The 9,298-nt window shown below is 45.8% G+C and carries 6 protein-coding genes; 3 read left to right on the top strand and 3 right to left on the bottom strand.

From position 1 onward, the window contains the following. The 3 genes from F566_RS31490 to F566_RS0100870 all read left to right on the top strand — a co-directional run. The coding region (locus F566_RS31490) for a transposase (RefSeq protein WP_020405092.1) at positions 1-159 on the top strand (159 nt) is incomplete at its 5' end. Between the two features lie 5 nt (positions 160-164). After that, on the top strand, positions 165-1,031 hold the full coding sequence (locus F566_RS0100880) for a tetratricopeptide repeat protein (RefSeq protein WP_020405091.1): 867 nt from the start codon (positions 165-167) through the stop codon (positions 1,029-1,031). Positions 1,032-2,005: 974 nt separating this feature from the next. Then, a complete protein-coding gene (locus F566_RS0100870) occupies positions 2,006-2,554 on the top strand; it encodes a tyrosine-type recombinase/integrase (protein ID WP_026179661.1) in 549 nt (182 codons plus the stop codon). Between the two features lie 1,107 nt (positions 2,555-3,661). Here the strand turns inward: F566_RS0100870 and F566_RS0100860 are convergent. From F566_RS0100860 to F566_RS0100850, 3 genes are read right to left on the bottom strand one after another with little or no spacing between them, the layout of a single operon-like run. Further along, positions 3,662-4,117 carry a hypothetical protein gene (locus F566_RS0100860; RefSeq protein WP_020405089.1) on the bottom strand — a complete coding sequence of 152 codons (456 nt, stop codon included), beginning with the start codon at positions 4,115-4,117 and terminating at the stop codon, positions 3,662-3,664. A 13-nt stretch (positions 4,118-4,130) separates the two neighbouring features. Further along, complete coding sequence (locus F566_RS37490; RefSeq protein ID WP_020405088.1) at positions 4,131-5,150, bottom strand: RHS repeat domain-containing protein; 1,020 nt, start codon at positions 5,148-5,150, stop codon at positions 4,131-4,133. 18 nt (positions 5,151-5,168) lie between these two features. Further along, positions 5,169-9,110 (bottom strand): RHS repeat domain-containing protein, encoded by a 3,942-nt coding sequence (locus F566_RS0100850; protein ID WP_020405087.1) that lies wholly within the window; start codon positions 9,108-9,110, stop codon positions 5,169-5,171. Between the last annotated feature and the right edge of the window lie 188 nt (positions 9,111-9,298).

Below are 9,298 nucleotides of genomic sequence, written 5' to 3'. Positions count from 1 at the left end.
AGTATCCGGGCTAAAGTGGAACACCCGTTCAGATACATCAAGCAGGTGTTTGGTTACGACAAAGTCCGCTATCGAGGCTTGGCCAAGAACAAGAGCCGGCTCTATCTGTTGGCGGCCTTCAGCAATCTGCTGATGGCAAGGAAAGAGCTGCAGGTATAGGGGCAGTGAGCCCAGATGACGCCCCACAGGGGGGGAAGATCCAAAATGGCCGGAAAAACACTCTGAATATTCGGCCATATATCGTCGAGAGTTTGAATTACCTCAGAACCTTGGGGTTATTCAGACTCTCCCTAGCTGGTGTATTGTTTGAGATAGGAAAGTTTACGTTTGCATCAAAGTTCTACAGAAAAGCTATTGATATTGATGACCGAAAAGAGACATTAGCTTTGTATGCTGATTCATTGATGTTTTCAGGTAGATATCAAGAGGCTCATGATGTATTTGAAAAGTACGTTACTGAGACTGGAAGCCAAAATGCTGAATGGCGCTTGAAGCTGGTGTATCTATCTTCAGTGATTGAAAATCAAGATATTAAGTTTCAGCATAGGAACATAAAAAAAGCATTCGAATTAGCTATTGTTACTAACCTTGATACTACAGAAGCAGAAGAAAGTTTGGAAAAAGCATTAAAACAAGACCTTCTCTGTGGACTGGCTTGGTTTAATCTGGCACATCTTAAAAACAGTTCAGGAAATACTGAGGAAGCAGCATTTTGTTATACGATGTGTGCTTTAGTGAATAAGGGGGATGTTGAAGCATGGGTAAATGCAACTGCATATAGCTTTAATAAATCCGTGCCTAGCCAGATCTTTATTCTCTTAGTTCGTGCGGGCTATTTTTGCAATGGTGACCGATATATTGAAGCACTATATCAGGCTATAGAATTTAGCCTTGGGTCAGAGGCTTTATCCCAAATTGCACATATTATTGAGCAGGTATTATCTGAGGATACAAAACCAAAGGATTGTATCCCTGAGCTTAGAATAGTAAATGAAGAGGGAGTGTTCGAAAATGTGCTCATTAAAGAATGATGCCTAACAAGCAGCAACAGGCTGCCAAACCTGTCATTCATATTGCTACGCAAGTACGTGCCAGCTTTGCCTGCCGCTGAGCTGGTCATTGAGTTTCAACCAATAATTTCAGCAACACCATATTAGAGGGCGACCCGGAAGAGGTCGCAATCACTAGGCATCCATTGCAGTTTTAATAGGCATCCGTGCGAGTGACTGCGGCCATAATAAAGGATCAAGGTTATTGCTGTTGTGAGGTATTTCATGAAAGGCTATAGGAATTCACGTAATTGCTTTCCTTAAGCTTAAACTAGCAAGGCGTTTGTGTAGGTGCTTACAAAATGACAGAGATCATGGATGCATCAGTAGGGTGGGGAACAATTCAACGCTGAGAGGTTTCTTGTAGTAAGGGGGACAAAAAGACCGCCAGCTATTTTTGCGTTGACACTTTTGGATCAGGCATAAAAAAACAGGAACTTCGATTTCTCGTAAGTTCCTGTTTTTTAAGGAATTTAAGTGGTGCCCAGAGGCGGAATCGAACCACCGATTCTATTGTGACTATTTCGATGTGCTGTATAGTGTTGAATTATAAGGGGTTTGGTTTTATTGGTAAATAGGCTGTGTACTCATTGTGTGGCGTTATTTATCCTCCTAAGTTAAGCTTGGGAATGATAGGTTAGGCAATCCCTGTTTGAAAATACGCCTAAAATTTGTGCGGCTACACACCTCCCCCGACGCACCCGAAAATCCCCCCGTACCCCCTTGGAATCTGACAGCAGGCGCAAGGTTAGTCTGGGGGAGGGGGGGAAAGCCTATCTTTAAGTCTTGCTGGTGCACCGAAAATCGAGACGTACTACCTCCGATTCAATGTCACAGAATGAGGATTTGTGACTTAGAGATGTATCTAACTGCTTGACTTTCCGCCTATCTTATAGATAACCTCTTACCTCATGATATTGTGTGACATAGAAAGTCCAAGAATAACGGGAGTGTTGGTGAATAGCGTCGAAGCGGTTAAGACAAGACAGGAAATCGAACGGGTAGAACATCTGCTTCGAAAACATGGAGGTGATCTTTACGGGGATCTATGGCGGATAGGAGTTAATCTAGCGTTACGTATCTCTGACCTGCTCGAACTGAGATATCAGGATCTGACCTCCAATGACATCAAGATACACGAAAAGAAAACCGGTAAGTCTCGATTAGTCAGACTGAATAACACCGCTCAAAGACTCATAGAGGCCCGTAAAGCCAAGCACCCAGACCACGACTACATCTTTCAGGTCCACTCTAACAGAGCCAAAGGGAAGCCTATAAGCCGTGAAACGGTGGCGAGGAAGTTTAAAGAGATTGGGGAGATTGTTGGCGTTCAGCTCGGAACGCATTCAATGAGAAAAAGCCGGGGATGGGCGATGTATTCCGATGGCGTTCCTATCGAAAAGATTGCTATGGTTCTCAATCACTCAACCCCTGCCGTGACCATGCGTTATCTCGGGATAACTCAGGAAGAGGTTCTACAGACTTATCTTGAGTATGAGCTTTGAGGATTAATAAGGGGTAGGGCTGTAATTGAAGGTCTGGTTCAGCCGTTCTTTAGAGCTGTCAGACGACCTCTCTTTTAATCCTAGGCATCCCTACAGGCTAAAGGAAACAAACAGTTCACAGCGCGTTTAAAGGCTCTGAATGGCATCAGTTCGCAGCCCTTGGTAAGTGTTCCATTTCGCTTCTCGGAAGCCAGACACATGCCCACCCCTGTGAACTGTTTTATTTTGCTGTCAGGCAACTTTCAGAACACAAACAGGCCACGGATAGGCATAACCTACCGCTTTCATTACGCATCACCCTATAGCCTCTCTGTACGGCAAACAGCCAGAATTTTTGTATTTATCCGGGGCGGTGATGGTCGAAATGGTGATCTTGAAAATCTATTAAAAAACAATAGGTTCCACGAAATGATCCTAATGCCCATAGCGGAAAGATTCTTACTATAAGAGAAACTATAAGTTACTCTATACGTTACTCGTAACGAGAAACTTAACGTTACCCGAAAGATTCCTTTATCAATTCAGTGCCTTTTTGAACCGGGGGCGTGGTTATCCTCGATCACCTGACCAATCGCTCCACCTAATGACGATCTTTATGTTCACCCCAGAAAGTACCTGCGTAATGTCACAACCAGAAGTGTAACGAGTATGTCTATGATCCAGACCAGACAGGAAACTGGAGACAACAGACGGAAGCATGTAAGACAACCAAATGTCGGATACATGAAGTCAGACAACAAAGTTCAGGAAAGATCATGTCTACCTGCTAGTAACAGTACCTTATGAGAGATACTCAGTAACTTAAAGGTTAACCGGTAAACGGTCGCATGGATGCACTGACGATGACACGGAACGTCATCTACTGGTTATCTCGAAAGGGAACTGTCAGTTGTCGTAACTGGTTCGTTACGTTGACTGTCCGACCTAATCCCCCCATGGTTATAAACTACGGGGTTGAATAATAGGTCAGTGAATCGTTAAGAAAAAACAGAAAGGGAACGTTCAGTATAACTTTTCGTTCCTCTTTCTGTTTCTCTCATAAGGTGCCTACTTGTGGCTACTGATTGATAGCTGTCAGTTCATGCCAAGTTTAAAACGCATGCCGTCCTAACTTGCGTGTTTTTCTTCGTAAGCGATGATCATTTTGTTTAATTGCTCTATTTCACCGTCTTCAAGATTGTTGTCTGTGTCATTGAGAATACCCATTATAATTGAGTACTCTTCGTCGTTGTTTAGCTTTCCTCTCTTCTTTATCCTTTCGAAACTTTTCCAGTAGTCCTTTATTACAGCTTGGACGGAGATATCAATGCCTTTCTCGTTAAGCTTATCTTGAAACTCCTGAACATCATCAGGGTCTAGATCGAGCAAATCCTCTACCACGTCTTTAATTGCTTGTTGGAGTCCTTTATTTGCTTTGCTGAGTCCGTATTTTTCTATATTCGCTTTGTAAGCCGTTGCAACGTCATCACAGTCAAGGTCAGGGTCACCAAAACAAGCATCGAACTCATTCATGAAGGCTAATAAGTGAACTATATTGAAGTTTCCAATTTTCTCAGTTGACATTTTTAATCCTTATTTAGCGGCCCAACGACCCAAACGCCTTTGCTGCAGCCCTCATATATCTTTCTAGCTTGGGATTTATCTTTGAAATACCACGGATTTTATTACCGGACGTACCGCCTTCTGATTGTGCGCCTCCATGATAATCAATCAACCCCTGCTCGCGACCTCTTATAGCATCCCTATTACTCGATACTTTATCAAGCTTAGCAGGGCCATAACCTGCAAGATTCATATGATGAAACCTATCACGCCTTTTGAGTACTTGCTCTGGAGTCCCATATCCACTGGCCATACCAGAGTATGTCTTGCCAGTTTTAGGATTGTACTTCGTATAGGTGACATAAGTTTTTTGGGCCCTCTTATTCTTCGCGCCAATAACCGAAGAGGCTAATAGACCCTGTAAATCAGCAGTATAATTACGCCAATCTCCACTATCAAAAAATGAGTCTGGAAGCCCCCAACCCAATGATTCATTGCGCTCCTGATAGATTCGCTTCATCTCGTTCCAGCTTCTGTCCTGAGCTTCTTGGACTTCGGGACTGGATTCTGGGTCTAGCCCAGTATGGTTTCCGGCACCTCCTGCACCAGCATTTCCGCAACCACAAAGGCCTATCTCTCCAGTAGGATCAATATATTTCAACGGATTGTTGTAAACATACGAGTAGCGATTAAAGTGGTCTAAACCACCCTCAAGCGGCCCTACAGGGTCCATCGCCATAAACCGCCCGACCACAGGGTCATAGTAACGGGCGTTCAGATACGTCAGACCCGTATCGTTATCATGCAGTTTCCCGGTGTAGCCGACACGTTCCTCTTCAGCGGCGCTGTCGTTTACCGTCTTTTGCCCAAAAGGAGCGTAAGTCTCCCGCCATAAAACATTGCCGTCTCTGTCACTGGCAGCAATAGGCGAGCCCAGGTTGTCGTGATGATAGAACGTGATGCGGGCTTCTGACTGAGCCTGAGCGCTGACCAACAGCATCAGAACAGTCAGTGTCAGACACAGCGAGTATTTAAGTTTTGCTAGAATTTCCATTTATGAGATCTCCTTAGGCTACTTCCTGATTGCGGCTTTGATTTGCGTTTTCGCACAATTATTACCGGTCAGGCTATAGTCCGTGGGGCAAGATAGGATGATTGGCTCGATATGAAGTTTGAAACACTCTTTGCCCGATCTCATATATCCGGGGTCACAGTAGTACACTTGGACCTTTTGTTCGGGGCTGCAGAAAATCCCCCAAGGATACTCATAGTCAACAGGGCATCGGCGGTTAGCCGCCCTTGTTTCTTCCCATCGGCAAATTCCGTTTGAAATTGACAGGTTTTCAGAGCAACCTTCCGTTGGTTCTGCAAACACCGTTTTGGTGCAGGTATCGCCATCCAAGATCCAGCCTGCCTCACAGGTGTATTCTGCTTGAAAATCCCGTTCGATCTCCGCGATCATCTTGCCGTCAAAATACACATAGTTTGTCGCCGTGTCCTCCAGCAGATTCTCTTCATAAAGCACACTTCCGTCTTTGGAGTGGACCTGAATAATGGCTTTATCGCCGTGGATTTCGATAGTACGCAGATTGTGGGCGTCATATTCGTAATCGATATCAATATCGCCGCTCTTTGAGACAATGCTGAGCATGTCACCGGAATGATCATAGGTCATGTCAAAACGGCCATTGTCCGTCACATTCCCGAAATCGTCATACTTGAATTGGTAATTGGTTCCGGTCGTGTGGTCCAACCTGTTGGTATCGGAATCATAGAAATATTTCAGTGATCCTAAAGTTCCCATGGACTTGCTCAAGATGTCTCCACGACTGTTGTAACGAGCCCCACAATCTCCCCAGGGACAATCGGCACTAATAAAACGGGAAAGGCCGTCATATTTGATGTCGTTAAAACTGTTGGCAGAGTCGTGGTGATCAATGATGGACGTCACATTGTTGTGTCCGTCATAACTGTAGGCTTGACTGGTCACAACAGTGGACCCGAGATTGCTGTTGATTGCAGTGATCCGTCCCGCTTTATCTGAGGCCTGGGAGACCTTCATTCCATTGGCATAAGTGTATGTCTTGGTAATACCGGTATAGCTGTAATCAACGTCAGAGATCAGTGTGCCTTCCGGTGAATGAAGCGCCAAGGGGCGTCCCGCATCGTCCAGATCGTACTCCAGGAAAAACTGGTTAGGGTAGGTGATCTTCTCCAACTGGCCGTCATCATCATATTGATAGGCAAGTGTGTAGTACTCTGGTCCATCAATATCAACTTTCAGTTTCTCACTGATGAGATCGCCAGACGCCGAGTAGTCATAGGTCCTTGCTGTCAGGCCCTTCTTGGCATAGCTGAGCAAGCCATTGGCATGATACCGGAACCAAACATCATGGCCTGATGGGTAGTCGACTTTTTGCAATTGGTTCAGCGCATCATAGTAATACTTGATTCTCCCCTGTCCCTCGATTAGAGCGGTTCGGAGGTTACCTGATTCATCGTAGGTGTAAGTGATGGGCTGACGCTCTGGCTCATTGATCATTTTGATTCGATCTGTCCCAGCATAATAGGTGTAGCTCCGAGAAACACCGTCCTGCGTGACTTTTTGCACCAATCCCGCTTTATTCCTTTGGAACTTGGTCACCTGAGCATTGCCCTGTTGGTCAATAACGCGATACACCAGAACATCGTAGAGGTAACCGTATCCACCGAAGCCCGCCTTCAGATAGTGTGTTTTATAGAACTTCCCGTCTATCAGATTGGTTTCGGTAATGGCATAACGTGCACCTGCCGCTTTGGCAGCGTTCAGAGTGTCTGAAGGTAAAGCACCAGAAACACAACTCAAGCCATAACAATAGCCAGCCATCGTGCCCCGTCCTGTGTCCTGCATTTGGGTGATGCGACTTAAGGCATCATAGGTGTACTTGACCCCTGCTTCATTACTGCTTCTGTCCATCGGATGAGACTCAAAGGTTTTTCTGCCTAATCCGTCATAAGTCGTAATCAGAAAGTTTAATCTTTCGCCGTTCAGCTCGTTGTCCGTTCGTATTGACCGCCCCAAGCCGTCCAAAGTCACCACTTGCTGGAATGTGGAGCCCGCACGTTTTAACGTGATGGCGTTTTTGGTGTATGTGATAATTTGCTTGGTCCGTTCGGGTTGTTGGACGCTACGAACACGCCCCATCGCATCATAGGTATAGGAGGTGTAATTCTCTGCGCCATCACTTTCAGAGGTGATCAATCCCCGATCATCGACTGTTCGACGAATCGTTCTCTCTGGAAGAGATTCCTCAGTGGCAATTCCCCGGTAATAGGTCGGGTATTGGACAACCTGCTCTCCGAGATGATTCGTATAGTAAAGGCTGGCCAGTAATCCCGCTGTGTGCTTGCCAGAGGTGTGGTAGTCGTAGCGCTCTTCAAGGCCGTTCTCCACTTTACGGACAATTCGCCCTTTGTTGTTGTATTGGTAGGTAGCAACAATCGTTTCTGGATGGCTACCAATCCCGACATCTACCGATTTCTTTCTTAGTAAGCCGATGTAACGGCGACCGTCACCTATCTTATTCTCAAGGGTCAAAGTGGTGATGCGAGAAGTGTCCCCCAAGCGTTCGGTCACAGTCCGTGCCTGATAGTGACTGTTAAAGTTGGAATAGAGAGTTTCCAACAGACCATCAACCTTGATGCGAGTCAGACGTACAGGATTGGCCAGATAGTCGTGGTCACCAATAGCACTCCACTTATTGTAGGAATACTCAGTGGTTCTCAAGGGCTGAGAATCCGAGGCTTTATTGAACACCTGTTCCTTGGCAATCTTTCCTCGGTAGTACAGCTTCGATTTGTCATTATGAAAAGTGGTAATCTTGGTCGACAGGGGATTAGAAGAAATAAATTTCAGCCAATTACCGTCCTTGTCATAGGAATAGGTGGTTATAAAGTCATCCTTTCCTTCTATAGAAAGAATACGTTTAGACACCCCAACTCGCCCAAAATCCAGCTCATGCTGGTAGTCATAGTGATAACTTATCTTCGCACCATGGGGCACCGTTACAGAGGAAAGGCGATGTTCGCGGGGATGGCTGCTGGTCAGTGAACAGGTGTAATACCAGCTCAACCCGTCAGGGCGTCTAACGCGCTTAAGTTCGACCGGTGCAGAGTGTGACCATCGGCTGTACTCGTAGCTCCAGACACGGTTGCCGGTAGATTCGTGGACTGTGATCTTGTCGAGCTTGCGTTTGGATTTGGTCCAGAAGTCTTCAATGTCTTTATAGCTGAAAGTCACCTTTCGGCCATCGGACGCCGTAATACTGTTCGGCAGTACGATACTTTGCCAAATGCTGTCAGTCAGCTTTGAGTCTTCAGACCGCGTGCGCGTGTAGGAATAGGCCAGATAGTTGCCATAAGGGTCAGATACTTTGGAAGCGTGTATGGCACGAGTGGCTATGCCCTTCTTAGAAATGTCGTTATCAAGATAATCAAAGCGGTATACCAAGCCATTGGGAGCATAACCGGTCATGGTGAGCTTATCATCAGAGATGGACCATGTGACTTTCCAGCCATATTGGCCGTTAACCGAAACAAAAGTTCCGTCTTCTGTTTTTGATTTCACTAACGAGAGAGGTTTATGGCCGGGGATCTCCAGACGTGCTGTGCCGATTTTCCAAACCCCATCATTACGACAGGAAATACGGTCACAGTTCTTGTCATAGTCAAAGGAGGCATTGAGGACTACGCGGGGCGTCTCAATGTGCCACAGTCCCAAAGTTCCCAGTCCTGTGGTGTAGCCGTAGGACCGGTAAAGATCAATATTCAACCCAGTACCGGGCAGAGAAAACTCTTTGACCCGCCATTTGAGAGTGCTGGTGAATCCTTCGATATCCTCACCGTTGGATAAAGATTCGTTGGACAGATATGCGTCCACACTGAGTGGATTGGCGGCATTGGATGTCAGGGTGACAAGCAATGCACAAAGAAAGGCCATAACCTGTGCAGGCAGGCCTGTAGAAGGTCGCTTCATGTAATATCCCTATGCGGTTAGATAGATAAAATAATCTAACGACGAGATGTAACGTCCATATTGAGAAGGTACGACTAAGCCTTTGAAAAGTAACAACGACTACCCTGTCAAAATATTCCGTTTCATTCGTCGGCGACGATTAAAAGGGAGATACCATTACGGTTCAATAGATGAAAACCCTAGGTTGA

Origin of the sequence: Hahella ganghwensis DSM 17046 (assembly GCF_000376785.1) — a bacterium.
In the GTDB taxonomy this organism is placed as follows: domain Bacteria; phylum Pseudomonadota; class Gammaproteobacteria; order Pseudomonadales; family Oleiphilaceae; genus Hahella; species Hahella ganghwensis.
This window is presented reverse-complemented; position numbering and strand designations above follow the sequence as displayed.